The 25,104-nt window shown below is 63.0% G+C and carries 36 protein-coding genes; 23 read left to right on the top strand and 13 right to left on the bottom strand.

The annotated features are described in order from the left end of the window. Positions 1-185: 185 nt before the first annotated feature. The 4 genes from YP76_RS26485 to YP76_RS04755 form a co-directional block, all read right to left on the bottom strand. A complete protein-coding gene (locus tag YP76_RS26485) occupies positions 186-950 on the bottom strand; it encodes a YdaU family protein (protein WP_052757299.1) in 765 nt (254 codons plus the stop codon). Next, positions 943-2,376, bottom strand: a complete 1,434-nt coding sequence (locus YP76_RS26480; RefSeq protein WP_052757298.1) for a replicative DNA helicase — start codon at positions 2,374-2,376, stop codon at positions 943-945. Before YP76_RS26480 ends, YP76_RS26485 begins: the two co-directional genes overlap by 8 nt. Next, a complete protein-coding gene (locus YP76_RS04760; protein WP_232307445.1) occupies positions 2,373-3,326 on the bottom strand; it encodes a CHC2 zinc finger domain-containing protein in 954 nt (317 codons plus the stop codon). The genes YP76_RS26480 and YP76_RS04760 overlap by 4 nt, the downstream gene beginning before the upstream one ends. A 71-nt stretch (positions 3,327-3,397) precedes the next feature. After that, complete coding sequence (locus YP76_RS04755; protein ID WP_046762384.1) at positions 3,398-3,616, bottom strand: transcriptional regulator; 219 nt, start codon at positions 3,614-3,616, stop codon at positions 3,398-3,400. A gap of 86 nt (positions 3,617-3,702) precedes the next feature. On the opposite strand from YP76_RS04755, the gene YP76_RS26475 reads away from it, so the two are divergent. From YP76_RS26475 to YP76_RS04680, 16 genes are all read left to right on the top strand, one after another. After that, on the top strand, positions 3,703-4,395 hold the full coding sequence (locus YP76_RS26475) for a S24 family peptidase (RefSeq protein WP_052757297.1): 693 nt from the start codon (positions 3,703-3,705) through the stop codon (positions 4,393-4,395). Between the two features lie 179 nt (positions 4,396-4,574). Then, positions 4,575-5,084 (top strand): hypothetical protein, encoded by a 510-nt coding sequence (locus YP76_RS28135; RefSeq protein WP_046762383.1) that lies wholly within the window; start codon positions 4,575-4,577, stop codon positions 5,082-5,084. A 1-nt stretch (position 5,085) separates the two neighbouring features. Then, a complete protein-coding gene (locus tag YP76_RS04740) occupies positions 5,086-5,337 on the top strand; it encodes a hypothetical protein (RefSeq protein ID WP_046762382.1) in 252 nt (83 codons plus the stop codon). A 1-nt stretch (position 5,338) separates the two neighbouring features. After that, positions 5,339-6,010: a hypothetical protein gene (locus YP76_RS04735; protein WP_046762381.1), complete on the top strand. Its 672-nt coding sequence runs from the start codon at positions 5,339-5,341 to the stop codon at positions 6,008-6,010. Next, positions 6,007-6,354, top strand: coding sequence for a hypothetical protein (locus YP76_RS04730; RefSeq protein WP_046762380.1), 348 nt, complete (start codon positions 6,007-6,009; stop codon positions 6,352-6,354). Before YP76_RS04735 ends, YP76_RS04730 begins: the two co-directional genes overlap by 4 nt. Next, a complete protein-coding gene (locus tag YP76_RS27575; RefSeq protein WP_157035656.1) occupies positions 6,347-6,589 on the top strand; it encodes a hypothetical protein in 243 nt (80 codons plus the stop codon). The genes YP76_RS04730 and YP76_RS27575 overlap by 8 nt, the downstream gene beginning before the upstream one ends. A gap of 304 nt (positions 6,590-6,893) precedes the next feature. Next, on the top strand, positions 6,894-7,325 hold the full coding sequence (locus YP76_RS04725; RefSeq protein WP_198147421.1) for a hypothetical protein: 432 nt from the start codon (positions 6,894-6,896) through the stop codon (positions 7,323-7,325). Then, complete coding sequence (locus tag YP76_RS04720; protein ID WP_052757296.1) at positions 7,322-7,609, top strand: hypothetical protein; 288 nt, start codon at positions 7,322-7,324, stop codon at positions 7,607-7,609. Before YP76_RS04725 ends, YP76_RS04720 begins: the two co-directional genes overlap by 4 nt. Then, positions 7,602-7,928 (top strand): hypothetical protein, encoded by a 327-nt coding sequence (locus tag YP76_RS04715; protein WP_046762378.1) that lies wholly within the window; start codon positions 7,602-7,604, stop codon positions 7,926-7,928. Before YP76_RS04720 ends, YP76_RS04715 begins: the two co-directional genes overlap by 8 nt. After that, positions 7,925-8,395, top strand: coding sequence for a hypothetical protein (locus tag YP76_RS04710; protein WP_046762377.1), 471 nt, complete (start codon positions 7,925-7,927; stop codon positions 8,393-8,395). The genes YP76_RS04715 and YP76_RS04710 overlap by 4 nt, the downstream gene beginning before the upstream one ends. Next, positions 8,332-9,105 carry a hypothetical protein gene (locus YP76_RS04705; RefSeq protein WP_198147420.1) on the top strand — a complete coding sequence of 258 codons (774 nt, stop codon included), beginning with the start codon at positions 8,332-8,334 and terminating at the stop codon, positions 9,103-9,105. The genes YP76_RS04710 and YP76_RS04705 overlap by 64 nt, the downstream gene beginning before the upstream one ends. Continuing rightward, positions 9,102-9,290 carry a hypothetical protein gene (locus YP76_RS04700; RefSeq protein WP_046762375.1) on the top strand — a complete coding sequence of 63 codons (189 nt, stop codon included), beginning with the start codon at positions 9,102-9,104 and terminating at the stop codon, positions 9,288-9,290. Before YP76_RS04705 ends, YP76_RS04700 begins: the two co-directional genes overlap by 4 nt. Then, entirely contained in the window at positions 9,287-9,532 is a 246-nt protein-coding gene (locus YP76_RS04695) for a hypothetical protein (protein ID WP_046762374.1), read from the top strand. The genes YP76_RS04700 and YP76_RS04695 overlap by 4 nt, the downstream gene beginning before the upstream one ends. 72 nt (positions 9,533-9,604) lie before the next feature. Further along, positions 9,605-10,078 (top strand): hypothetical protein, encoded by a 474-nt coding sequence (locus tag YP76_RS04690; RefSeq protein WP_157035654.1) that lies wholly within the window; start codon positions 9,605-9,607, stop codon positions 10,076-10,078. After that, on the top strand, positions 10,075-10,260 hold the full coding sequence (locus YP76_RS04685) for a helix-turn-helix transcriptional regulator (RefSeq protein ID WP_046762372.1): 186 nt from the start codon (positions 10,075-10,077) through the stop codon (positions 10,258-10,260). The genes YP76_RS04690 and YP76_RS04685 overlap by 4 nt, the downstream gene beginning before the upstream one ends. 8 nt (positions 10,261-10,268) lie before the next feature. Further along, positions 10,269-10,724 (top strand): hypothetical protein, encoded by a 456-nt coding sequence (locus YP76_RS04680; protein ID WP_046762371.1) that lies wholly within the window; start codon positions 10,269-10,271, stop codon positions 10,722-10,724. Between the two features lie 255 nt (positions 10,725-10,979). On the opposite strand, the gene YP76_RS04675 is transcribed toward YP76_RS04680, so the two are convergent. Beyond that, positions 10,980-11,501, bottom strand: coding sequence for an RNA polymerase sigma factor (locus YP76_RS04675; RefSeq protein WP_046762638.1), 522 nt, complete (start codon positions 11,499-11,501; stop codon positions 10,980-10,982). A 307-nt stretch (positions 11,502-11,808) separates the two neighbouring features. On the opposite strand from YP76_RS04675, the gene YP76_RS04670 reads away from it, so the two are divergent. The 5 genes from YP76_RS04670 to YP76_RS04650 all read left to right on the top strand — a co-directional run bounded on the left by YP76_RS04670 (position 11,809) and on the right by YP76_RS04650 (position 14,767). Further along, positions 11,809-12,042 (top strand): YgaP family membrane protein, encoded by a 234-nt coding sequence (locus YP76_RS04670; RefSeq protein WP_046762637.1) that lies wholly within the window; start codon positions 11,809-11,811, stop codon positions 12,040-12,042. 242 nt (positions 12,043-12,284) lie between these two features. Further along, positions 12,285-12,812: a VOC family protein gene (locus tag YP76_RS04665; protein WP_046762370.1), complete on the top strand. Its 528-nt coding sequence runs from the start codon at positions 12,285-12,287 to the stop codon at positions 12,810-12,812. Positions 12,813-12,884: 72 nt separating this feature from the next. After that, positions 12,885-13,391, top strand: coding sequence for a hypothetical protein (locus YP76_RS04660; protein ID WP_157035653.1), 507 nt, complete (start codon positions 12,885-12,887; stop codon positions 13,389-13,391). Further along, entirely contained in the window at positions 13,361-13,588 is a 228-nt protein-coding gene (locus YP76_RS04655) for an SDR family oxidoreductase (protein WP_046762368.1), read from the top strand. Before YP76_RS04660 ends, YP76_RS04655 begins: the two co-directional genes overlap by 31 nt. A gap of 411 nt (positions 13,589-13,999) precedes the next feature. Next, entirely contained in the window at positions 14,000-14,767 is a 768-nt protein-coding gene (locus YP76_RS04650) for a FadR/GntR family transcriptional regulator (RefSeq protein WP_046762367.1), read from the top strand. 17 nt (positions 14,768-14,784) lie between these two features. On the opposite strand, the gene YP76_RS26855 is transcribed toward YP76_RS04650, so the two are convergent. From YP76_RS26855 to YP76_RS04620, 7 genes are all read right to left on the bottom strand, one after another. Further along, on the bottom strand, positions 14,785-14,934 hold the full coding sequence (locus tag YP76_RS26855) for a GMC oxidoreductase (RefSeq protein ID WP_084733019.1): 150 nt from the start codon (positions 14,932-14,934) through the stop codon (positions 14,785-14,787). 63 nt (positions 14,935-14,997) lie between these two features. Further along, a complete protein-coding gene (locus tag YP76_RS04645) occupies positions 14,998-15,906 on the bottom strand; it encodes an SDR family NAD(P)-dependent oxidoreductase (protein ID WP_046762366.1) in 909 nt (302 codons plus the stop codon). An 82-nt stretch (positions 15,907-15,988) separates the two neighbouring features. Then, positions 15,989-17,119, bottom strand: coding sequence for an MDR/zinc-dependent alcohol dehydrogenase-like family protein (locus YP76_RS04640; RefSeq protein WP_046762365.1), 1,131 nt, complete (start codon positions 17,117-17,119; stop codon positions 15,989-15,991). Between the two features lie 52 nt (positions 17,120-17,171). Further along, positions 17,172-18,161 carry a fumarylacetoacetate hydrolase family protein gene (locus tag YP76_RS04635; protein ID WP_046762636.1) on the bottom strand — a complete coding sequence of 330 codons (990 nt, stop codon included), beginning with the start codon at positions 18,159-18,161 and terminating at the stop codon, positions 17,172-17,174. A gap of 25 nt (positions 18,162-18,186) precedes the next feature. Beyond that, complete coding sequence (locus YP76_RS04630) at positions 18,187-20,097, bottom strand: alpha/beta hydrolase domain-containing protein (protein WP_046762364.1); 1,911 nt, start codon at positions 20,095-20,097, stop codon at positions 18,187-18,189. A gap of 3 nt (positions 20,098-20,100) precedes the next feature. Continuing rightward, positions 20,101-20,715, bottom strand: coding sequence for a VOC family protein (locus YP76_RS04625; protein ID WP_157801243.1), 615 nt, complete (start codon positions 20,713-20,715; stop codon positions 20,101-20,103). Positions 20,716-20,988: 273 nt separating this feature from the next. Further along, positions 20,989-21,603: an FMN-dependent NADH-azoreductase gene (locus YP76_RS04620; protein WP_046762363.1), complete on the bottom strand. Its 615-nt coding sequence runs from the start codon at positions 21,601-21,603 to the stop codon at positions 20,989-20,991. Between the two features lie 396 nt (positions 21,604-21,999). On the opposite strand from YP76_RS04620, the gene YP76_RS04615 reads away from it, so the two are divergent. Continuing rightward, a complete protein-coding gene (locus YP76_RS04615; RefSeq protein ID WP_046762362.1) occupies positions 22,000-23,091 on the top strand; it encodes an NAD(P)/FAD-dependent oxidoreductase in 1,092 nt (363 codons plus the stop codon). A 253-nt stretch (positions 23,092-23,344) separates the two neighbouring features. On the opposite strand, the gene YP76_RS04610 is transcribed toward YP76_RS04615, so the two are convergent. Next, positions 23,345-24,547: a phospholipase D-like domain-containing protein gene (locus YP76_RS04610; RefSeq protein ID WP_046762361.1), complete on the bottom strand. Its 1,203-nt coding sequence runs from the start codon at positions 24,545-24,547 to the stop codon at positions 23,345-23,347. A 120-nt stretch (positions 24,548-24,667) separates the two neighbouring features. On the opposite strand from YP76_RS04610, the gene rpoZ reads away from it, so the two are divergent. Next, a complete protein-coding gene (gene rpoZ / locus YP76_RS04605; RefSeq protein ID WP_007688625.1) occupies positions 24,668-25,012 on the top strand; it encodes a DNA-directed RNA polymerase subunit omega in 345 nt (114 codons plus the stop codon). Positions 25,013-25,104: the final 92 nt, after the last annotated feature.

Genomic DNA, 25,104 nt, shown 5'->3' with positions numbered 1-25,104 from the left:
CAGAATGCGTGTGAGCGCCAACCGGGGACGCATACCCAACCGTCTGCGGCGGATTGATCCGGCATTGGCCGGTCCCGTCGGTCACCTCATCGAAGTTGGCATCGGTATAGACGCCACCATCCGGTGAAAGGCGGTTCCAGAAGCGGCAATTGTCGCAGGTGCGGGTCATCTCAGTCATTCCCATCTCAGTGCTTCGCGAAAAATCCGGGCGGCGGGCCAGGCATGTCCATCTGGCGGTAGCGCTCAGCCGTGGCGCGGCTCAGGGCGCGGGACGCATCTTCCTGCTCACCCACAGCACGGAATCGGCCGTTGATCCATTCCACCGGCTCAGACGGACCATGATCCCGAGCCGCGACGATTGCCGCCAGCGTGGCCGCATCGCCCTGCTCCTTCCGCCACTTACCAATGATCGATCGCGCCTGCGTCGCCTTCCGGCTACCGACCGTCAGCAGCGCAACACCGATGTCGAAAATGGCTTTTACAGGATCATCAGACGCCGCCTCGGCGGCACTTACTTTAGTAAGTGTATTGGGTGTGGGTATGGGGGTTTGATTTTCGTTGGCGTTCCGTTGCAACTTAGCGTCAACGGATGCTGCATCCCTATGCTGTCTTTTCAATGCCTTAGCCTTCGCGCTGGCTAACCCGGCCTTGCTCGCGTTCTGTTTGCGGGATTGCAGATGCTGGAACTCATCTTGGAGCCTGGCCTGATGCCAGAAGCCATCTCGCACTCGGAAGAATTGCTCCAGTGTCGGGCGCATCTTGCGCCACTTATCGAGGGTCAATTTCGTGTATCGGGCGAGGCGCGCGTCATCGTCCGGCAGGCAGCAACCGGGGGACCGCCAAGACGCCATCAGCAGCAGCAGATAAGCGCCATGCTCCGTCGTGGTCAGGTGCATCGTGTCCGCCAGATAGGCATCGGTGAACAGGGGGAGGGAAGGAAACTCAGCCATGGTCGCCCTCGCTGGATCGGTAGAAGTCGGAGCCGCGCACGGCAGAATATTCGCCGAAGAACCAGCCAAGGGTCCGCGTCGGCGGCGCGTTGCGGCGTTTGGGAACGATGAACTCGACCCGGTTGCGGACGGCTTCCATATCCTTCAGCCAGTCCTCATATTTGAGCCCGAACTCGTCGGCTGGCTTCTGGTGACGGAGATATTCCTCCTCGCGGTAGAGGAAGAAGATGGCATCCGCGTCCTGCTCGATCTGGCCGCTTTCGCGTAGATCGCTGGGCATCGGGCGCTTGTCTTCCCGCTGCTCGACGCCACGGCTCAGCTGCGCCAGAGCGAGGACGGCAAGGTCTTCATTCTTCGCGAGGGTCTTCAGCCCCATGCTGACCTCGCTGACATGCTCGTAAGGCGACATGCCCGCGCGGCTCTTCGCCATCAGCTGGAGATAGTCAATCACCACCAGTTCCAGCTTCTGCCCCTTGGCGGCAAGCCTGCGCTTGTGACGCCGGACACGCCGCCCGAGCATGGCGAGCGTCAGGCCACCTTTATCGGAAATTTCTAGCGGGATTTCATCCAGGCGGGCCTTCGCTCGCTTGATCGCCTCCAGATCCTGCCCCTTGACCTCGCCGTTGAGCACGTCCTCGTAGCGAACGCCGCCCCGATTGCTGAAGCACAGGTCGGTCAGCATCCGCCGCGTCAGTTCCTCGCCGGACATCTCCAGACTGAAGAGGATCACCGGATGACCGAGCGATGCAGCGCCGAGGGCATAGCTGCATACCGTTGCCGTTTTCCCCATGCCGGGGCGACCGCCGCCAACGATCAATTCGGAGGGGCGCAGGAAGCCGAGCGCCTTGTCCAGCGAATTGATGATCCCGCATTTGACGCCGACGACGGGCTTTCCGAAGCTGTCGATCACGCGCTGAGCATATGTCCCGGCAGGCGCTTGGTCCTGCTGGACACCTTCGTCGGCAAGCTCAGCGACTGCCTCGTCCGCCAGCACGATCAGATCGTCGCAGGTCTCGCTTCCGCTCCGCGTCGCCTGAATGACCTCTTGCAGCCCTTGCACCATGCGACGGCGGCGGCCGAGATCACAGACCTGCTCCAGATAGGACTTCGTCCGCTCGCGCGATCCCGCATTGAGATAGGCAGCGGCAAGCACCCGCTCAAGGCGAGGCCATCCTTCGTTATTGCTGAAGAAGGGCGCAAGCGTCACAGCGTCGACCGCTTGGCCGAGCGCCGTTTGTTCGACCATCTTGGCGAAGACCTGGCCGTGCAATGGCACGGAGAAATCCACCGGACGGACGCGATCGGCAGCGGGATCGATCAGGCGATTGTCCGCCAGAAGGTCGCTGATGAGGCTGATTTCCGCTTCAGGGTTCTGAAGTGGATTTGCCGTTTCGGCCTGCGCGACCTGTTCACTGATGCCGCTCATGACCGAATGCCCCGCAACTGATCGTTCCAGTCCTTGAAGGCATCGGCGGGGAACGTCTTGTCCACCGTCAGCCCGAGTGCGAGATCAGCTTGCATCGCCCGTTCGGCGGCGGCGCGGCCCGCCTGCCCATTGTCGCCAGCAACGCAGACATGACGGACCCATGGGGGATAGATCAGCTGGGCGAGATTGGCAGTTCCGCAGGCGGCCCAGACCGTGCGGCCCGTCTCCTGTCGGAGCGTGAGCGCGTCCTCCGGGCCTTCACATTTCAGGATGCTTTCGGACTTGGGGCCAAGCCGAAATGCAGCGCCTGTCAGGACCCCGAACGTGAGCTTCGCCTTGGCCTTACTGCCATCCGCGCGGACCCGCTCATACTTGCGTCGACCGCCATCAGCGAGGAAGATGCACTGGACACCGACGAGCCTACCGTCAGCATCGACCAGCGCGCAGGCCATTGCCGGATGGTCGCGACCAACTTCCCCGGTATCGGCATTCCGATAACGCGGCGTCATCACGAAGCGCACCGATGGCGGAAGGTCCATCGTAATTCCGCGCGACCTGGCATAAACTTCAGCCGGTGTTCCTGCTGGTGGGAGCGATGCGGCCCAGATCGAACGAGCCAACCCGATCCGCTCAGCAGTTTCGCGAGCGTCCGCTTCTTTGCGCCGAACGCGCTCCTCATCCGAAATTGTCGGGAATGTGTCGCCGGTCAGGGCTTCGAAAGCGTCGCGGAAGCTGAGCCCATCCTTCTGCATGAGAAAGGTCAGCGCGTCTCCGCTCGCGCCGCAGCCATGACAATGATACGCACCCTTGTTGTCGTTCACTTCAAAGCTGGGCGTTTTTTCCGAGTGAAATGGGCATAGCCCGACCATTTCGCGCGCGCCGCGCTTACGCAGATGCGTGTGGCGACGAACGACATCGGATAGGTTATGCCGCCCCTTTGCCTCATCCATTCGGCGCTGGAAATCCGCTGCGTCAGCGGCCGACCGCTGCGACCGGCTATTTCGGCCCCCCGCCATTCCGATCATGCTGCCTGGACAGCCAATGGGTAAATATCGGGCCGGAGCAGATGCCTGCTGATCCCGGTTCCCGCCTCTGCCGCCAGGACGTAGTCAGCTGGCAACACCTTATGCTGGTTTAGCCAGTTCCAGACGCGCTGTTGCGACACGCCGATCATCCGGCCGAACTTCGTCTGGCCGCCAGCGGCGGAGACCGCCGCCTCGAATGCTTCATATGGGGACATGCAAGAAAGGGGTAACCATCCTTCTACCGTAATTCAACAATAAAATTGTTATAGTCCCCGATCGTTACCGGGGGATATAAAGCGTTATGTCGAAAGCTACTTCAAACTTTGTTGAGACCGCCGCCCAAGATATGCGCAAGCGTCGTGGCAACCTCGGGTGGTCCACTGCCACGCTGGCTGAAAAGGCCCGCGCGGTGGCAGAACTTTACGGTGACGATCTGAAGCTCAGCCAGCAAGCAATCTCCCAGTTCGAGCAGGGAAATGCGAAGCGCATGCCGAGCTGGATGCGCTATGTCGAGCAGGCGCTAAATGACGCGATAAATGAAAGCATCCGCCAAGCCCAACATGAGGATTTCGAGCGCGCTGGCTCCGCAGTGTTCGTGGAGGCTCTCCCGACCTACGTAGGCGCTGGCGGCGGCGGCACCGGGGAGGGCGAGGTCGAGCGCGCCACCTTCTCCAAAGCCCTGGTGGAATATGAGCTACGCGCGAAGCCGGAGGACTTGCTGGCGATCCAGATCGAAGGCAACTCAATGTCCCCGGATTTTCAGTCGGGCGATCAGCTGCTGGTCGACAAGCGCAAGACATCGCTGGCCCAGCCTGGGGCCTTCTGTCTGTGGGACGGTGACGGCTATGTGGTGAAGTATCTTGAGAAGATACACGACACTGAGCCGCAGAAGATCAGGGTCATCAGCCGTAACGAAATATACCGCACGGTTGAGCGATTAGCCGAGGAAGTTCAGATACTTGGGCGGGTCGTGTGGTTCGCCAGACGGGTTTAACCGCTTTTCAACAAATATTGTTGTTGCCTTAACCGCAAAAACGGTTATCTCTTGCTCATCACCTGATCGCCTCCGGGCCGAAGACGGTGGTGCAGGCAGGAGTTTTCTGGCGTCCGTAGTCCTCGGTAAGGGCACACGCACAGTCTCTCCTGTCGCTTTAGACACAGGAGACCCCGACTATGCCAAACGGCAACCAGTCGCGGAGCGATGACGCTTCGCGAGCAGCAGAACTGCGCCCTGAAGCAGCGCCCACATCCAATCTTACCACTTTTTGCCGCCTCCTGGGATTGGCAGATGCATATCACGATGAGGCAGACGCAGCCTCGTCCCTGAAAGCCTTCAAAGGCTTCCACCAAGTGCAGCGGACGGCTTACGATTCCCTCTGTGAGGGCCACCTCGAACTGCTCAATGTCCTGCCCCAGCCGGGTGGCGAAGATATTCTCGTCCTCGCAGGCCACGCCGCCATGATGGCGAACGACATCTCGGACTTCGCTCCCGAGGGTAACGAATACGTCAAGCGCTTGCTTTCCGGCATCTCGATGGCCCTGATCTCTATCAGCGGCACTATTGCCGAGCAGCGCCCGGAAGACGTGGCGAAGATCGCTGAGCTCTGGCCTGAACTGGGCCGTTCGATCCGTCGCGACATTTCGACGGTCGAAGCCTTCCGCCCAGACATGGGGGATCGCTGACGTGGCGCAGCAACTCACCTCAATCTTCACCGAAGATCCAGCGCTGCCGCTGTCATGGGCTAAGGCTATCCTTGCTGTCCACGCGCGCGCTTTCGAGGCGGAGGACGCGCTCTACCGATCCCAACCGATCGGCAGCAATGCGGGGGTCATCGAGTTCGGATGCCTCCGCCATTCCGTCCACGCAAATGTGCTCGATGCGGCTCACGCGCTGATCGAAACCGCCGAAGCCCTCCAGGACATGAAGGGAGCCTGACATGGCTTTCCAGTTCACCCGTTGGGGAAACCCCGACATAGCCACTTGCGCTTTCAAGCTGCCGGATATGCCGTTCGGCATCAGCCACGGCCTGCGCGGCGCAATCGACGCCTACTGTGAAGCACTACGAAATATCGGCGACACGGAAGCGCAAATTGCCAAACTGTGCGCCCAGGTTCTGCGCTTCGAAGCCAATGGCCTGCCCGACACGGTCGCGAAAATCCTGATCCAACTGCATCGGGACAATGCAGGTCTGGACGGCGACACTCTGCTGCTGATCGCCCCTGGCGGTGACCCCAAAGCTTTCGCGGCGAGCGAAGCAATTCTTGATGATCTCTATCGGTTGATGCCGCAGGACTGGGTATCCGCCCGCGCGCACTATGAATCCGCGCTGGCTGCTGAGAACGAATACGATCGCCGCGTTTGGAAGCCTGCCTGGGAGACGAGCGAAGCAGGCGGGCAAAAGGTGTCCAAGCTGATCAATGAAGAGATGGAGCGGCTGCAAGACATCCGCTGCAACGCCGAGAATATTCTTCTGGACGTGCCCGCTCCGGACTGGCCCGCGTTCGCTTTCAAATACCTGATCTGCTTCGATAACGACCGCGACCTCAACGGCTACCATGAAGACCTTTGTGCCGAAGCGAAGCGCCTGCTGGCGGAGGTGCAGTCATGAGCTGGATCATGATCAAGCAGCCGCATCCGCTGGACGCAATCTGGCAGATCGCCAATGGGCGCCACGAGGCTGCGCGCGAGGCGCTAGACAGTCTTCCCGAAACTGCCACGCAGGAAGAGGAAGACGCGGCATCCGACGCGGTGACACAGGCTGAACTGGCCATCCTCGCTCTACCAGCCCGCAGCATGGATGATTGCATCATCAAGCTGATGGTCTCCGGCATGGAAACGGGAGACGTCCTCACCGTCATCAACCCCTCCGACATCGTCAATGAAATGGTCAAGGTGCTGGACGAGGCGTGTCAGCGCGGCAGCAACTTCATGAAGGAGCGGGCCGATGCTTAACACGCGTAGCACCTGCCGCAACTGCATCCACTTCCTCGTAGGTGGGGTGAACGGCTCCAGCCGTGCGCCAGCCGAACTGGAGCGCAAGGATGGCGTAGGCCTTTGCCGCCGCTACCCCCCGGGCTGGATCCCCGACGCTGACCTTGAGGATGCTGGCCTCTACGCTTTCCCCGCTATCCATCAGGATCACCGCTGTGGTGAGTGGCAGGATGCAAATCCGGGGATCGGCATATGAAGCCGCGCACCCATACGTGTCGCCATTGCTATCATTGGCGGCAGTTCGCTGGACCTGACACAGAAATGGCCGTGCCTGAGATCGGGCCCGCTGAATACGGTGCCTGCGAAGTCGATCCGCCGACGGTCATCTTCGGCGCAGGGTCGACGCCCCGGTCAGTGCAGCCCGCCACGCATGCGACACGCTCGTGCGCCATGTTCGACCCGCACCCTGACTGGGACGGCGACGATCACCCGTCGACAGCCAAGGTCCGCCACCTCCGCCCCGTCTCCGACCTTCCTCCTGCTGCATAGGAGCCATTTACATGCCGACCTCAGAGACAGCGACCAGCGCCTACACCGCTGAGCAGATAACCGCCTATGAAGCCTACATCAGCGCCATGGCGGAACATAACATTGTATGTGCCCGCCCTGGAGCCACTACGCGTGAAAAGATGGATGCCGCGTTCGCTGCGAGCAGGGCCTTCGATCGGTTTTGCGAGGTTGCCGGACTGAGCATCGGCCGCGTCAGCCTTCCCGCTGACAAGCGACGCATCGAACATCTTGAGCGCGAGCTTGGGCTGTTAACCGAATCCGCGCGGAGCGCCGCCGCTATGCTCGCTGGCATAGATGCGCTGGACGCCTTCACAACCATCTCTGACGGCGTGCTGCGCGCTGATTTCTGCGCCGCCTCCACGCTGCTGAACGACGCGGGCACGGTTCTCCGCGCCGCCGTCAAGCGGGCAGACGGCGAATGAGCCTCACCGTCACCCATCGGGACAGCTTCGCCTTCATGGCCTGGCGTCGCAATCCGGAGCGCGATCCTCGCTTCCGCCTTCAGACCGAGGGCGAAGCAATGGCCGAGGCTGAGCGCCTGGCGAAGCAGCGCCCCGGATCAACCTACATCGTCATGCGCGAGATCGCCCGCGTGACCTTCAGCAATTCAGTTCCAGCCGCCACGCCCCCTCAGGCGGCTGGTGGAGCCGGGCGGCGTTTGTCCCCCCAGTCGCCCGGCTCCAAAGAGGAATGCGGCGATGGCTGACCTGTTCGGTTATCCAGACAGCCCCGGCGCAAAGGCCCGTGAAACGTCGTTTCAGGCGGCGGATGAGATCGCGGACAAGGCTCCCATCCTCCGCGCCAGATGCCTCAAGGTGTTGGAGCATTCCAACGGCCTGACAGCCGATGAGGTCGCTGGGCGGCTCGGCTTATCGATCTTGTCGGTCCGGCCGCGCATCACCGAATTGGCTCATGATGGCAAAGTCCGGGACAGCGGCGTCCGTCGTTACAACGTCAGCGGCAAGCGGGCAATTGTCTGGGCGCCCGTCACCCCGGCCCGGTTGCGCAGGAGCACGGCGCGGTGAAGCCGGATGACGATATTCGGCAGGAGGTCCGGCACTGGCCAGGTGCAACGGTCCTCTTTGAAATGGGCGGCAAGCATCGCCGCGCAATCTTCAAATTCAATGGAAAGGAACGCTTTGTGACAATGCCCACCTCACCGGGCGACACGGTCCACGGACCGAAGAATAACATAGCCATCATCCGCCGCACCTTGAAGGCGCTTGGCGCAATCCGCGCCGTTCGCGAACGCATGGGGCGCCAGCGGAAGCGCCAGCGCAATCCCGGCGTCATGCAGCGCATGGTCGTGGCGGGTGAACCTGCCCCGGTCATGCCGGACCCTTGGAACCCGCTTCGCGTGATAGCCGTGAATTGTGCCGCAAAATGCGGCGAAATTCAGGTGCCGCAGAATGCTGCACCTGTCTGTGAATGCCTTTCCTGCGCATCGGACATGAAGGGCATCTATCCCTGTTTACTGGAGGAACAACAATGAACTCGATCCGCAATGACCGCGTGATCGCGATGGCCGATTGGCTGGACACGATACCGTCTGAACCGCCGTTCCACCAGCAGCCCGGTTTCGCTGCCTTCAGCGATTTGACGGACAGTGAGATTGTGGCCGTGCAGCAGGAAATGTTGCGCCGAGCGACTGCGGACGAAAATCGTATTCAGTCATTGAGCAGCCTTAGTGGCGACGAAATTCGTCGCCACAAGCCCCAGCCGATCGAAACGGCCCCAAAAGATGGCGGATGGATTCTCGGCCAAGTCCAGCAGGAGCCCAGCGACATTTACCGTCAGCCGTGGGCGATCCTGACATGGAGCGACGGCGCTGAAGTCCACGATTTCGGGTGGTATGACGATGACGGCAATCGTCACGAACCAACGCGGTGGGTTCCGCTGCCTGATCCTCAACCCTTCCCGACGGGATGGTCGCCCCCATGCGGCACGATCCGGATAGAGGAAATCACTGGCGAGGGCTGGACCTGCAACGGCAAGCCGATCGATGTGCCCTATCGTTGGGTGGTGTATATCGAGAAGCCCGATGGCTCCTATGACGAGTATAGGGAAAGCTGGCACGCTGCCACGCTTGCGGAAGCGCAGGCTCGCGCTGAGAGATGGAGGGCCAAGTTCGGCCTGCCGATTGTTACCGTGCCGCTGGACAAGAAGGTCATTCCGTTCAAGCCGGCGGTGACGAAGCAATGACCGATTTCCAGCCCACGGGCGAGGTCGTCATCTTCGTGCGCGAAGAGGGCTTCTACCCGATCCAGCTTTCGGGCCTGAAGCCGACGGCAGAGGAGGCGGCGGAACATGCCGCCTGCAACCCAGGCACGCTACGCATCGAGGATATGAGCGGCAAGGTCATCTGGCCGGAAGGGACGAAGCAATGAGCGAACCCCTCGACCTTGCCCAGCGGCTCGATGACTGTTGGCTCGACATCATCGCGCCCGATGCCGAGGCGGCCACCTTCGCACGTTGCGCCAATCTTATGCAGGAGGCGGCGAAGCTCCTACGGTCCCTTGGAATCCCAGGGGACCCCGCATTCGAATGCATGGCGCATGACGCCCATTGCCCCAGCGGCACCGCTCGCTTTGCGCATCTGCCGGACGCCCCGGAGTATCAATATGACTAAGGGCGAAACTGCGTTCCTTCTTCTGATCGGCCTGCCCCTCATAGCGCTTATCTGGACGGCGACGATCGCGGGATGCCTCGCGATCTGGCGGAGGGCGCAATGGTGGTGAATTTCCTCTCCCGCCTCGACGCCTGGCTGGGCAAGACCCTGTTTCACCCGCCGATAATTCTGGCCTGTCAGCTGACCCACCAGTCGCAGCATGCAATGAGCCGGGCTCTGTGGTTCTTCGCCTGCTGCCATGCCACCTATTATATCCGCGACGACGGATGGGGATGGGCCGTGTTCATGTGGTTCTGGACCATATGGGCGTTCATCAGCGCTACGGCATTCGCAGATTGGGAAACCCGATCGATGGGCTGGTTCCGCTTCCTGATCTGGTCGCTGATCATGCTGGAAATCCCTGCGATGCTTATGGCCGGACATATCCGGGCGGCCGCCGTCCGCGACGTCATCATCCTGTTCGCCGAATATGCCGCCACCATCAAGACGATCCCGCCGCGCAGGAAGCGCGAGGCGAAGACACGCGCACAGGAGGCGCGCATATGACGACAACAGCCACCGACCGCATCATCCGCCTACCGGAGGTGCTGTCCCGCACGGGACTGAAGCAGAGCACCGTTTATCGCAAGATCGCGGATGGCTCGTTCCCGAAGCAGATCAAGCTTAGCCGCAACTGCGTGGGCTGGCGCGAATCACAGATCAATGATTGGATTGAGGCTCCACGATAGGAGAATCTATGCTGAAGCTTGGTGCTCGTTACGTCCCGCTTTCATCCATCCAGCAAGCGCGCCAGCGTCATATAGAGGAAAAATGGGTGGTCGAGGTTGATCTGGTCGACAATGACCGGTTCATCGTCGAGTTAGCGGTATGGGAGGATGCGTTGGCGCGGACGCCCCAGCAGATGATCCCGGCGCAGAGCGGCACCTATATGCTCAGCCCTTGCTTCGACCCTCCATTTGAAATCGTGAAGGAGCCCGTGATCGCCTGGGCGCTTACCGCAGATGGCGTTATCGCGGCTGTTACCAATAACGGCATCAACGACGGTGGCCCTGGCAATGAACCGATCCTCTTTCCTACAGGAGAGGTTCGCAGCCCGGTCGCCAACTGGAACACCTTTGGAGAATACGAGGCCGAGCAGAGGGCTGTTGCCGAAGGACGGCCGGTAAATGCCCCCGTCGCGGCGGATGCCTGAGAAGGCAAATAAATTAGGGGGCACTAAAGGGGGCATCGAACAACAAGGAAATCCGAAAGTGGCAGATTTCCGCCGATAATCTGCTACTTTTCGACGGCCTCCCGCTCCGCCATTTCAGTTTGATTTTATTGAGAAATTTTTAAATTCCACGCTTTGCGTCCGGATTGCCGTCCGGGTTTTGAAGGCGGACTGGGGCGAACTTCTACGGCCAACCGAGCCATTTTTGAGATAGGTGGCTGAAGCCGAGTAGGACGGCTATTTGAGATATTCGCGTAGGAGGTGACGAGCCCGGTGGAGGCGAGCTTTCACAGCCTCACGTGTAAGGCCCAGCGTCGCTGCGATTTCGTCGATCGTGAAGCTCTGCATGTCGCGTAGCAGTACGATCTCTCGATAATGGGGTGGTAGGGACTCAAGCCCCGCAGCGAGATCGAGGCGAAGCTCTGGTTCGCTCCGAGAGGAGAAATCCAGGTTGTCCGCGACGTGCTCGATCGAGACCGCTGTCATTCTCTTTCGGGTGAGCCGTTGGCATTCGCGCACCACGATCTGAAAGAGCCAAGAAGTGAAAGCGCTTATCGCCCGAAGTCCGCCGATCCGGCGGTTCAGGATCCAAAGCGATTCCTGGACGGCATCGTCGATATCAGCAGCCTGGCAGGAGCGCTGGGCATAGCGCCGAATATCGGGCTGGGTGATTACAAGGAGCGACAGGAGAGCTTCCCGGTCGCCTTGCTGTGCTGCCTCGATCACGTCAACCGAGAGACGGCGCTGGGTACGTCTCATGGCCCGCCCCATCCTAGACGCGTCGATTTGCGGTGGCGAAGGACCATTACGCTTTCTCCATAGGCCGGCCGCGATCCGGGCGCCCGTTTCTAAGCCAGAGGTCGCGATCGTGCAAAACGGTTCGCCATCTGAGACGGAGGTGCGCGCTGCCCGGCGTCCGAACACCTGCGCCCTCGGGCGGCTGGATACCGTAACTGCACGGGCGGCCACGGGGGCTTCTCGATAAAATTGGATATCCGACCGAACCGTTCCGGCCAGTCTCGTCCTCTTGATCGGCGTTGAACATCAATCGAAGGAGCAAGAAGTCATGTTCTACGCGAAAAACCTTCCCGTTTGGGAACGGCTGGTCCGCCTGGCCGCCGCGGGCGTGATGGGATCCTGCGCCGCGCATTTCTGGGGAACGCCAGTCGGCTATACCTGGGCCGCCGCAGGCGTCGTGATGGCGGCAACGGCGGTGGTCGGCTTCTGCCCTATGTGCGCCATGGCAGGCCGCAAGATCGCTGCCACCCAGCGCAAGAAGCGGGAAGAATCCTCGCGCTGAGTGCTGGAGGGTACGCGTGCCGCGCGCCCAAGTCTCCAACATTGCCGCACCGGACGAAGCGGCACCACCGCCAACGAGATTGCTATGGTGTTTGGAAATAGAACCCTGCTCATCCATCTCGCACGAGGCGTTGGGGGCTTCGGCGCCCTCGCGATCTCGCTAGCAACAATGAACCAGACGTTGTTGCCGTCACTCCTCTTTATGCCGATCTCGATCTATTTGCTGCGCGGATGACTGAAACGATGAACAGCCCCGTGCACGCCGCGCTGCTCGGCCAGGCCTACCAGCTTGGATATGCCACCACCGATCTGGATCGCGCGCTCGATATCTTCGGGAAGCAATATGGCATCCGCGACTTCATGGTGGTGAAGAAGGGGCCGGCGCTCCCGATCGACGGTGGCGGCGAACTGGTGATGGACGGCGCGCTCGCATGGGCGGGGCCGACCATGATCGAGATCGTCCAGCCCATTTCCGGCAATGTCGAACTGTTCGCCGACTGGCTGCCCAAGGACCGCTTCGCGCTGCGCTTTCACCATATCGCCGTGCCGGTCCGCACCGACGCGGACTGGCAGACGGTGCGGCGCGAGGCGGAGGAATCGGGCAAGCGGATCGTGTTCAGCGTGAGCCAGCCCAACAGCCGCGCCATGTATGTCGATACGGCGGACGATCTGGGCCATTATCTGGAATATCTCTATGTGGAAGGCGATATTTCCAAGTCCTGGCTGAGCTATATTCCGCAGAATATTCCGGGATATGAGCTTACATTCTGACATGCGCGACATGCGTGGGGCAGGCGCGGCCCGTTCGGCCGGAACAGCCAAGCCAGAGGGGATGCGCTGAACATGGCGGACGCGCTTTTGCAGAGGTTGAGCCTGTGCCACGGCTGTATGCAGGATGTGCCCGCGCGGGACTTCGCGGCGGCGGCGGCGGCGGCGGGTTTTCCCCGCGTGACCATCCGGCTCATCCGGGAAGGACCGGCGGACGAGGGCTATCCCGGCAACCGGATCGACGTGGCGGGCATCCGCGACCTGCGGGGCCGCATGTCCGATCTGGGGCTGAAGCTGGAGGAGGTCGAATATGCAGCCATCGCGCCCGAGACGCAGGCCAGCTATTTCCGCCCCTTGTTCGAGGCGGGGGCGGAACTGGGCGCGCGGCAGGTGATCGCCATCGTCCGCCCCGGCTTCGCCAGCGAGGCGGCGATGGAGGAGCGCTTCGGCGAGGTCTGCGCGGAGGCCCGCGCCTTCGGATTGAGCCTGCTGCTGGAGTTCATCGCCGGGAACGGCGTGTCGACCTTGCAGGATGCGGGCCGGATGCGCCCGTGCGGGTCAATGCCATCACGCCGGGCGTGATCGATACCGAGTGGATGGTCCGCTCGGCAGGCGAGCAGGCCTTTCAGCGTACCAAGGACCGTGTCGCGAAAGTCGCGACGCTCGGTGGCATATCGTCGGCCGACGATATCGCCGCTGCTGTCGTCTGGCTGCTGCATGCCCGCGCAATGACAGGTGAACTCATCCGTATCGATGCCGGGTTCACATTGGGGCGCTGAACCGGACGGGGAAGGCCGTCGGGCCCTCGCGGAACCGGCGACATTCGGTCTACGACCCAGGGATCCGAGATCCTATCCGCTCTCCGCCGTCACAGGCGCGTGGCGCGCATCGATATGCTCCCACCCAAATCCCCGCGTCGGCGGGCGGTAACGAGGAGGCTGGACGAGGGTGGATACGCGGGCTCTTGCAAGCGAACTCACCGCACAAGAGGGCAAGACGCACGATCGAAAAACCATCCCTATTCTTCTTGCTGATTGATCTGGCCGTGACCGACGCCCCTTCGAACGAGCGATGATGGCAGGAGAATATCCAGCACGCCGTGGCCGCGCCGAAGAAAGGTTCTGAATACCCTTGCCACCGCGCCACAGAAGCGACACAAACCCAATTCAGATAGCTATGAAGGATGTTTGATGGTGAAGGTGAGCCGTCGCTCGGCTGTGTCGAGGGTCGCTGAGCAGTTTCGCAGCGAAGTGATGCATCTTGAAGATGGCGAACTGCTCGGCTCGGAAGATACGCTGCTGGCCCGTTACAAGGTCAGCCGCCCAACGCTTCGTCAGGCGGCCAGCCTGGTGGCGCAAGAGCAATTGATGACCATAAGGCGCGGCGTTGGCGGTGGCTATTTCGCGCGTCGGCCCGATTCAAGGGCGGTCAGCCGAATGGCGGCGCTTTATCTCAAAGTCCATCAGGCGCCATTGACGGATATCATATCGGCGTTCCTGCCGCTGCGGGTGGAAATGGCGCGACTGGCCAGTCATTGCGACGATCCCGCCCTGCGCGAAAAGCTGCTCGCCTTTCTGGAGCGGGAACAGGAGATCGACGCAGATCCGCATTTCCGCGACTTCCTGAGTGGCGAGCGGCGGTTCCACCACTTGCTTGGCGACATGGCCGGCAACCGCGCCTTGTCCCTCTTCCTTGAGATCCTGCTGGACCTTGCCGCGATGGTGGATCGGGAAGAGGATATGTATCGCGCGCATCCCGAACGGGTTGCGGCATTGCGGCAGGAGCGCAATCGCCTTGCCCGCGCGATCCTGGAGCGCGACGAGGAGATGTCGGTGCTCATTGCGCGGCGCTGCGCCAAGATATCGAGCGAATGGCTGCTCGCCGACATTGAGAAGCGCAAGTCGAAGGCTGGCGAGCCCGACGCGGCGCAGGCCGCGGATTATCACTTCGCCGGCTGATTACCGCCCCCGCCCCTTTATGAGCGGTCCGTCCGCCGAACCAGTTCGCTGGCGCGCCATGCCATCGCCATGATCGGCCCGTTGGTGTTCCCCGATACCATCGTCGGCATGATCGATCCATCGATCACGCGCAATCCGTCGATGCCCTTGATCCGCCCTCCGCCCACTCATGCCGGAATCCAAACGAAAAAGCCCTTCGCCGAAGTCGAAGGGCTTTTCCACGTCCGGCCTCAGCCCTTCTGCACCATGGCGAAGCTGCGGCCCATATGCCCCTCGAACCCGCCGATCAGGGGGAAGCTCCACTGTTCGCTCGGATCGCGGATGGCGTCGAGATTGTCCGCGACCTCGTCGATGGTCCAGCTCGGCCGGTAGATGCCCTGACTCTCGGCGAAGAAGCCCCGCGCCACGCGCCCGGCGATCGAGATGTAAAGCTCGCCCGTCACCTCGCAATCCTCATGCGCGAGGAAGCCGACCACCGGCGCCACCATCTCCGGTCCCATCGGCGGCAGCCCGGTCGCTTCCACGGCGCCGGCCATGCGCGTCGCCGCGCCGGGCAGGATGATGTTCGACCGGATATTATGCGCGGCCCCCTCGACCGCCAGCGCGTTGCTGAGGCCGATGATGCCCGATTTGGACACCGCATATTGCACGCTGTTCGGCACCGAATAGATGCCGCCGATCGACCCCGTCAGCACGATGCGACCATAGCCGGCGGCCTGCATCCGCGCGAAGGCGGGCTGGGCGACATGGAAGCCGCCGATCAGATGGATGTCGAGGCTCCTGCGGAAATCCTCATAATTCATCTCGGCGATCGGCGCGAACAGCAGATTGCCCGCATTGTGGATCAGTATGTCGATCCGACCGAAACTGTCCATCGCCGCCTCGACGATCGCCTTGCCGCCCTCTGGCGTGGCGACGCTGTCGGTGCAGGCGACCGCCTCCCCGCCCGCAGCCTTGATCGCCGCGACGACGTCCGCCGCCGGGCCGGCATCGCCGCCCTCGCCGCCCAGCGCCGCGCCATTGTCGTTGACGACGACCTTGGCACCCTTGCTCGCCAGCAGTTCGGCATAGGCGCGGCCCAGCCCCCGGCCAGCCCCTGTGATGACCGCCACCCGGCCGTCGAAGCGACGTTCACTCATGCCATTCTGCTCCCATATTCATCCCGATAATGACCATCCGCGCCCATTTGGAAAGCGGCATGTCGCGCCATGCCCACCCGGATCACAGGCCCTTCTGCGGCGCGATGAGGAATTTCGACCCGGTGTTGTGCGCGATGGAGCGCAGCAGGATTTCCGGCTTCAGCGCATCCGCCAGGCTGATCTCCTCGGTATAGTGGCTGGCGAAGATCGTCCTGATGTCCCGCGCCACCCGCTCGCGCAGGGCCTGCGTCGCGTCCGGCCCGATCCGCGCGAGGAAGTTGAACAACAGCCACCCTCCCACGCCCCAGGCCATGCCCGCGCCATGGGCCATGATGTCGATGGGGCCGGGGTTCAGAATGCCGTAGACATAGACCTGCTTGTGCACCGCCGAGCCGTAGACGCCGGAGCCCGCATCCTTCTGCCGCAGCGCCGCTTCCATGCCGAGAAGGATCTGGTAGGCCAGCGGCCCGCCCGCGACCGCATCGAAGGCCAGCGTCGCTCCGGTTTCGGCCAGTGCGGCATGCAGGTCGGCGGTGAAGGCGGCGTCCGTCGAATCGAGCACATGGGTCGCGCCGATGTCCCTGAGGATCTGCGCCTGCTTCTGGTTGCGCACGATATTGACCAGCGGGATCCCTTCGGCAAGGCAGAGCCGCTGGAGCATCTGGCCGACATTGGATGCCGCGGCGGTATGCACCAGCGCCTTGTGCCCCTCGCGCTTCATGGTCTCCACCATGCCGAGCACAGTCAGCGGGTTGATGAAGGCGGAAGCGCCCTGCGCGGGGGTGGTGCCTTCCGGCAACAGGAGCACCTCCGACGCCTTGGCCAGCCGATATTGCGCATACATGGACCCGCCGAGCAGGGCGACGGTGCGGCCCAGCAGCGCCCTGGCATTATCCCCGGCGGCGATCACCACGCCCGCGCCCTCATTCCCGCTCAGAAACTCCTCGTCGAGCCGGTTCTTGAAGAGCTGGAGCATCATCGGCGGAACCCGGCCGGTCAGGACGCCGTCCTCGACCTTCAGCGTCGAATGGTCCGCCGCGCCGACCAGACCGCCCTGGTCCGACGGGTTGATGGGCGTGGCCTCGACCCGGATCAGCACTTCGTCAGGCCCCGGCGCCTCGACCGGCACCCGCGCCAGCCGCACGCGCAACTGCCCGTCGCTGGAGATGAGCGTGCGAAGTTGCAGGCCCTCGGCGGGAATCTCATTCGTCATTTCATCGTCTCCATGCGTCGTTCGGCTTGGCGCGGCGCGCGCCCAGCCGTCCTCAGGTCATTCGTTCGGGCCTCAGCACCCGGTTGCGCAGCACGCCGATCTTCTCGACTTCCAGTTCGACCACGTCGCCATGCTCAAGGAAGCGCAGAAATTCGAGGCCGCAGCCATTGCCGACCGTCCCCGATCCGAGGAACTCCCCGGCGCGCAGTTCCTCGCCGTCGCTCACCCGCGCGATCAGATCCTCGAACCGCCAGTGCATCGCGCCGGTATGGCCGCGTCCGCGCTCCTCGCCGTTGACGCGCACGACCATGTCCAGATCATAGGGGTCGCCAATCTCGTCCGCCGTGACGATCCACGGGCCGATGGCGTTAGCGCCCTTGAAATCCTTGCCCTTGGCGGGGCCGAGGCCCCCTCCCGCTTCGGCGACCTGCGCGTCGCGGGCGCTGAAGTCGTTGAAGATGGTGTAGCCGAAGATGTGGCTGCGCGCGGCCTCGCGCGGAATGTCGATCCCCGTCGTGCCGATGAACACGGCGAATTCCAGTTCATAATCCATGACCTGCGAATAGGCCGGCCAGATCACGTCCTCCTCCGGCCCCGACACCGAAAAGCGGTTCTGCTTGTAATAGAGCGGGAAGCTGTAGAACTCGTCGGGCACGCGCAGGATGCCGCGCGCTTCCATGTCCGCCATCTCCGCCGCCGGATCCGCCGCGCGCGAAGCCCGCAATTCGCGCGCCTTGGCGAAGGCCTGGAGGCAATGTTTTTCGAACAGCAGCCCGTCGCGCATCTGGATCGGCTCGGGCACCGGGGCAAGCAGCCTGACCGACGCCAGCGCCTCCCTTGCGGCGCCGCGTTCCACCGTTGCCAGCGCAAGGTCCATGCCGGGGGCTCCGGCAGCGATGAGATCCTGCATGGAACCGAACGCGGGAGCAACCTCTCCTGTCGCCGCGCGGTGCGCCGCCTGAAGATCGAGAATCTCGCCCGTCTCCGGGAAGACGACGCAGACGCGCGGAGCCGGGTGGCCCGCAACCGTGGCGAGCTTCATCGCAATATATCCTTTCCCATGGTCGTCAGGCGATGGCGGCGGGTTCGGGCGCAGCCGCGCAGAACGCATCCCACCGTTCCGCCGCCGCATCGACGACGAGGTCTTCGTCGTCGGGCAGCAGCAGCCGGTCGCGTACCAACGCGGCGGCAGCCTTGCGCACCGCGTCCAGATACGCCGCCCGCGACGCATAGCGCGCCTCGACCGGCCGCCGCCGGTCGCCCGGCTTCGGCTCCGTCACCGCGAAGGGCAGAATCGACGCCATCAGGAAGGCGCTCCGCCCCGCCGCGCCGCTCGTGTCGCCCCGCAGGTTCCACGGCAGATAGGTGCCGAGCGGCACGGACATTTCGGGATGCAGCACCCCGGCGATGTCGTTGCCGTCCGCATCCACGTCCGACACCAGCGAGGGGTAGGGCGTGCCCACGACCGGCTCCCGATCGACGATCAGCTGGCCCATGCGCGGCCCGAAGTCGAGCGGCGCGATGGTCGAAAGGTCCGGCGGCATCGACGCGCCGGTCGCGGCAGCCACCTTCTCCAGCACCCTGTCCCTCGGGACCAGCGTTCCGTCCGACAGGCGCGGCACCCGGCTCGCCGGGAACGGCTCGCCCTCGCGCACCCAGCGGTCGAGATTGACCACCGCCGCCCGCAGGAAGGGACCGAAATCGAGGTCATTCTCCTTGTTGACCAGGAATCCCGGCCCCAGCAGGTCGCCGATCGCGCCGCGCACATGCGGCATCCCGGCCAGATAGAAATGCCGCACCTGCTCGACTTCGGGCAGGTCGCGCTTCCCCTCCACATCGACATGGCACAGCGCCGCCGCGCCATCCCAGTAATCCGGCCCGCCCTGCGTGTAGATCGCCTTGGGCAGGTAGCGGCCGGGCACGGCCCGCGTGTCGAACGGCGGCACGAAGGCCGGCGTCGTCAGCCCCACGGCGGACGGCTGGCCGAAACGCCAGTTGGCGTCGCTCTTCCAGGTCGAGCCGCCATGCGCGATATAGCCCTCCAGCACCGAGCGGCCCGCATCGTCGCGGAACAGGTCCAGTTCGGCCATCAGCCGCAGCACGCCTGCCGGCTGCGATCCGCCGAACGCATAGACCTGCGCAAAGTCCCCGGCGCACGGATTATTGTCCGTCGATCCGGCAAAGCGCAGGAAGGACAGGAAATCGCGCACGCCCACAAGGCCCAGCGCGGTCGGCACCGCCCCGACCCCGCGATAGGCCAGTTCATATTGCGGCCCCGGCGGAAATCCGCCTGCCAGCGCGACATGGTCCGCGCCGCGCTCGACCGCCTCGCCCGCCGCATTGGCGAAATGCCATTGCTCGGGCGGGATCTTCACCTTGGGCGCGCCCATATGGTCGATCCGGTAGAGGGTGGCGGGCGCGCCGGGGACGACCTCATAGGACTTGTGCCCCATATGGCCGAGCGGCAGGACCGCCGCCGGCCTGAACGCCTGAAGATGGGAAATGACGAGGCCCGTGATCCGCTCGCCATCCTCCAGCGCTTCGGGCAGGCTCGCGCCGAACAGTCCGGGCCGCTGGGCCACGTCATGCTGCCAGCCGCAGGCGATCAGCGCATAGCCCTGTTGCAGGATCCAGCCGTCGAGCGTGGCGTCCTGCCCCAGCGCGACGCCGGACGGCACCTCGCGGTTGGTGTTGCGCAGCACCCGCGCGCCGCCCCGGTTCGGCAGGTCGAGCCAGGCGCGGCGGTTCCGCTTTGCGGGGTCGGCCGGGCGCACCACCTCGAAATTCGCCGAGAAGCGGACCTTCCCGTCCGCGTCGGGCGGCACGAGGCCAAGGTCGGTGATCTCCGCAAGGTTCGCGGCTTTCGGATCCACCGCGAACAGCGCCTCGCCGAAGATCCGTTCGAACGCGCCCGTGTCGCCGAAGACATGGCCATCGCGAAACGGCTCGGTGGCGAACTCCAGCTTTTCCAAGGTCATGGATCAGCCCGCCGTCGCCAGAATCGCCAGGAATGCCGGGTCCGGCGGCCGCACCTCGGACACATCGGGGCAGACGCTCAGCGTCGCGGGATCGGCGCCCGCGATCAGCGCGTCATAGGCCGCCTGCGGGTCGTAGAGCGTGCCGATCGCGTTGACGTCGAACACGTCATGCGCGAACTGGATCGCCTCTTCCATGCCGAGGTTGTCGACCAGCAGCTCGACCCGATTACCTTCGGGATCGCGATAGTAGAGCGACGTGGTCGGGCCGTGGTTCACCGAAATGGTCGGCTCGATCGCGTCCTGCTGCTTCAGCCGCGCATAGGTGTGCAGCAGATCGGCGGCGTCGCTGTAGGTGAAGGCGATATGCTCCAGCCCCACGCGTGGTCCTTCGCCCGCGGGCTGATAGTGCGGCCCGGAAACGATGGCGATGCGGTGATGCTCCTCATCATATGTGAGCAGCCCCATATTGCCTGGACCGACGGCATATTCGCCGATCCGGCGGGCATTGAGGACGGTCTGATACCAATCCATCATCGCCGTGAAATTGTCGCGAGTGTTCAGCACGACATGGGCGAGCTTGTGAGGACTGACCGCTCGCGGCTGGACTTCTACAGACATCATTTCCTCCTAAGAATGCCGAATATCGTGAAAGACAACGACACGCGCCGGTAACGCAAATCTTATGCCGAAGCTGTATTTGGCTATACTTGTTGCAGCGACGATATATGCCAGGTCATCCATCCCACAAGACCGCACAATATCTATACATAGGCACATGGATGTAACTAATCGATCGGCGTTGGACTTGGTGGTGACACCGCCGATGTCGCACGGACGCGCATACGGCGGGCCGCGGCGAAAAGGCATTTCTCTCGGTCGAACCGAAGCGGATCAAGCGAGCGCCTCGACCTTGGCGCGGGCGGCGTCAATGGCTTCGCTTCGGATTTCCGGACTGATGGAGAGGCCCTCCGCAAGAACGACTTCCACCTCGTCGAGGCCGATGAGGTTCAGCACGCTTGTCATATAGCTCTGAACGAACTCCCGGTGGGACGCCTGAGGGTGGCTATACGCGCCGCCCTGAGAAATGGCGAGGATCGCGCGCTTGTCCTTGATCATCCCCACCGGCCCTTCGGCAGAGTATCCCAGGGTGGTACCCGGAACGATGACGCGGTCGATCCAGGCCCTTAGCTGGGACGGGATCGTCAAATTATACATCGGCACGCCTATAACGATGGCGTCCGCGCGCAGAAACTCCTGCAAGACCTCGTCGCTGGCGGCGCGTGCCGCCAGATCCTCACCCTGCAAACTGTCGACGGGCGGCGCGATCGGATGAGAACTGGGCAATATGGCGCGAGTGAGGTGCGCCAGGGGGTTGGCGACCAAATCCCGATAAATGACCTGTGCCTGCGGCTGAAGCGTGGTGAGCCGGTCGACGACCTGCGACGAAAGCTGCCGAGAAATGGAAGCCTCGCCCGCCATGCTACTGTCCATGTGTAGAATTATCATGCCCCGAAACCTCCAAAGTCCTCAACACCGATCCTGTAGGCATTATTCGGTATTTCTTGAAGGAGGCACACCGATGATACCTTTGGTGCACCCGCGTTTTTAATACGGAAACAGATAAGCGCGTCGCTGTTCCGGTAATCCGAGGTGTATTTCTAGCGTAGAATTAAAATAGATACTGCGGGCGCGTGAACAGATTGCCGCGCCAGAGCGTCGCGCCACTCTCCGGCACGGGGCGAGGCATGGGGCATGAAAATCGGAATAGGTGCCAACGGGCGAAGGCGGTCGGCCAGGCAAGGTACCTGGAGGGAAGTGAGTCACCTGGAAGTGCCGTCTTGCGCGTCCTCTCGCCTCAGATACACATCCGGTTTCCAACCGAAACGGAAAGTCGGAGAGTCAATGTCGAAGAAACTGGTCATCGTGGGCGGCGGTTATGGCGGAATCCGCCTTGCGCGCGAGCTTGACGAAGTCATGGACGTCACGCTCGTCGAACAACGCGACCAGTTTGTCCATAATATCGCGCTGATGCGGGCGGTCGTCGACCCGTCCTGGCTTGGTCGGATATTGCTGCCTTATGATCGACTGCTTCGCCGTGGTCAGGTGGTGCGCGATACCGCGGTCGGCGTGCGTTCGGGCGCCGTGTCGCTCCGCGACGGCGGCGAGCTTGTCGCGGACCAGATCGTTCTGGCGATCGGCTCGACCTATCCAACCCCGTTCAAAGGAGGCGATTCCGCGGCCGCGCTTGTCGCCGGCGTCCACGACGCACACGCCAGGCTGCGCACGGCACGATCCGTCGCGATCATCGGCGGCGGTCCCGTCGGCATCGAACTTGCAGGGGAAATCATCACCGCTTTTCCCGACAAATCGGTTACGCTGATCGCAGGCTCCGACCGGCTCCTGCCCGGCTATGGCGATCGTCTCGGCCGCTCGCTGGAACGGCAGATGACGCAAATGGGCATTCATGTCCTGCTCGGAAAGCGTGCGCTCGACCTTATCGCTCATGCGGCGCCGTTCGGACCTGCATCCGTGAAACTGGACGATCAATCGGACCTGGACGCCGACCTGGTTTTCCCCGTCATGGGCGCTTCACCGGCCACCCACTTTCTCGCCGAGTCCAAAGTCCATCTGGACCGTCACCGCATCGTCGTGGACAGCAACCTTTCCGTCGCGGGACTTCCCGGCGTCTGGTCGCTCGGCGATGCCGCCGGTACGGGCGAAGCGATGACTGTCGCGGCGCTTGAACGACAGGTGCCGTATCTCCTGAAGCGGTTGCGGGCGATAGCCAAGGAAACGGCGCCGCCAAGATCAGCCTATAAGGGGTGGAAACAGCCGCCGATCATCGTGCCGCTCGGCCGCGACAAGGGCGCATCCCTTCTCCCCCTTGGCATCGTCGCCGGTCCCCGGATCACTTCACTCATCAAAGGACGGCATCTTTTTGCCGAAAGAGCCGTTCGATCGCTCGGGCTTGCCGACCGTGACGGCAAAACATAACAGCATGCCACGCCAGGACCGATCGCGAGGGCCACGCGCGCCCGACCGAGCATCTTTGCCGGCTTCGGTCCTGCACAGCAGGGCCTAAGCACGGCGCTCATCGCCTTCCTGTCCGGCACCGGCAAGCCGCGGCCGAAAGCGTAAAAGATCGCCGACGCCAACCGCCTGTTCGCCCCCGCCGTCGGCATCAACGTCGGCGGCGATCCGAATAACGACAGGGCGCGCGTGGCTGGGCAACGACCTTCGGAAATCGTCAGTCGGCGTCCGGGTCGCGGAAGTTGAGGCGGCGCGTCACCGTGTAATCCAGCACGCCGACCAGAAAATAGCTGATCCACTGTTTGATCAAGGCGGGCAGACTGCGCTGGGCATGATGCGTCCCCAGCGTGACCTGCCGGCTTTCCGCGACCCGCCGGTCGATGAAGGCACGCATCGCCTCGGCGAAGCCCGCATCCTCCACCCGCAGCATGACCTCTAGATTGAGGAACAGGCTGCGCATGTCGAAATTGGCCGATCCGATATAGACCGCGTCATCGACCACGATCAGCTTCATGTGCAGCTTGCAGGGCTGATATTCCCATATTTCCACGCCCCGCTTGAGCAGCGGACCATAAAGCAGCCGGGCGGCTGCGACGGTCGCGCCGTTATCGGACCTGGACGGCAGGACCAGCCGCGATCCCTTTTGCCGTGCGGCAATAGCCAGGCGTTTCAACATCCCCCGGCCCGGCGAGAAATAGGCCGCCACCATGTCCAGCCGCCGCGCCCGTTCCAGATCATGTTTGACCAGTTGCGCCCACGGGCTGAGCCGCCGCGTCGGTCCACCGATGACCCAGCGCATCGGTTCGTCCGGTACGACATGAAGAGGATTGTGCCAGTTGCGGACCATGCGTCGCAGCGTGCGGAAGCGCTGCTTTCGGGTCGACACCCAGCGCCAGAGCTGGCCATACCAGCTCGTCATCGCCTGCACCTGCGGCCCTTCGACCAGCAGGCCCAGATCGTGCCAGCAATCTTCCGCCGGAATCCCGAAATAGCCGTCCTCGACATTGAAGCCGCCCATCAACAGCCGCCGGTCATCGGCAATCGCCAGTTTCTGATGGTTGCGGATCAGATAGCGCATAGAGCGCCGTGCGCCAAAGCGACCGAAATGCCCCCCCGCCGCCACCAGCGGATCGAAGAAGGCAAGCGGCGTCGTTCCCGATCCGAAAGCGTCGATCATCAGCGTGACCGACACCCCCCGCGCCCGCGCCGCGATCAGCCGGTCGAGGATGAGTTGCCCGCTGCCGTCCGCGGCGAAGATATAATAATAGAGCCTGAGGCTCTCCTGCGCGCCGTCGATCAGGTCGACCAACGCCTGGCGCAGCCCGGGGCCCGCCTCGATCACGCGGAGGCGGTTGGCGTGCAGCGAGAGGCTGATCTGCCCCTCGCCATGACCCGGCTCTGCCTGCTGGATGCTCGCCATATTCCGTTCATGCCCGCATTCTGGGCGGCTGGCCACGACTTTATGGGCTTTTCATTGACTCTTGAGGCCGGCACTGTTAGGCGCGCATTTCACGATTTCTCTTGGTTCAGGAGCGCCCGTTTGGCCCGCGTTACCGTCGAAGATTGCGTCGACAAGGTTACCAACCGTTTTGACCTCGTTCTGCTTGCCGCACAGCGCGCCCGTGAAATTTCGGGCGGTGCCGAGCTGACCCTGGACCGCGACCGCGACAAGAATCCGGTCGTTGCCCTGCGCGAGATCGCGGAAGAAACCGTCCTGCCCGTGGATTTGCACGATTCGCTCGTCGCCTCGCTACAGAAGGTGCAGATCGACGACGACGACACACCCGACGAAATCGGTTCGATCGCCCAGTCGGCGGAGGCCCTGCGCCTGACCGCCGCCGCCCCGCCGCGCAACCAGAATATCGGCGGCGATTACGACGGCTGATCCGTCCTGCCCAGTTTGGAGAGGGAATGAGGCCCGGCCTGCGCAAGCAGGACCGGGCCTCGACATGTCCGGGTCTCTCGGTGGATGACCTG

The organism is Sphingobium chungbukense (assembly GCF_001005725.1).
Classification (GTDB): domain Bacteria; phylum Pseudomonadota; class Alphaproteobacteria; order Sphingomonadales; family Sphingomonadaceae; genus Sphingobium; species Sphingobium chungbukense.
Note: the sequence above shows the minus strand (reverse complement) of the source record. Positions and strands in the feature narration are given on the sequence as shown.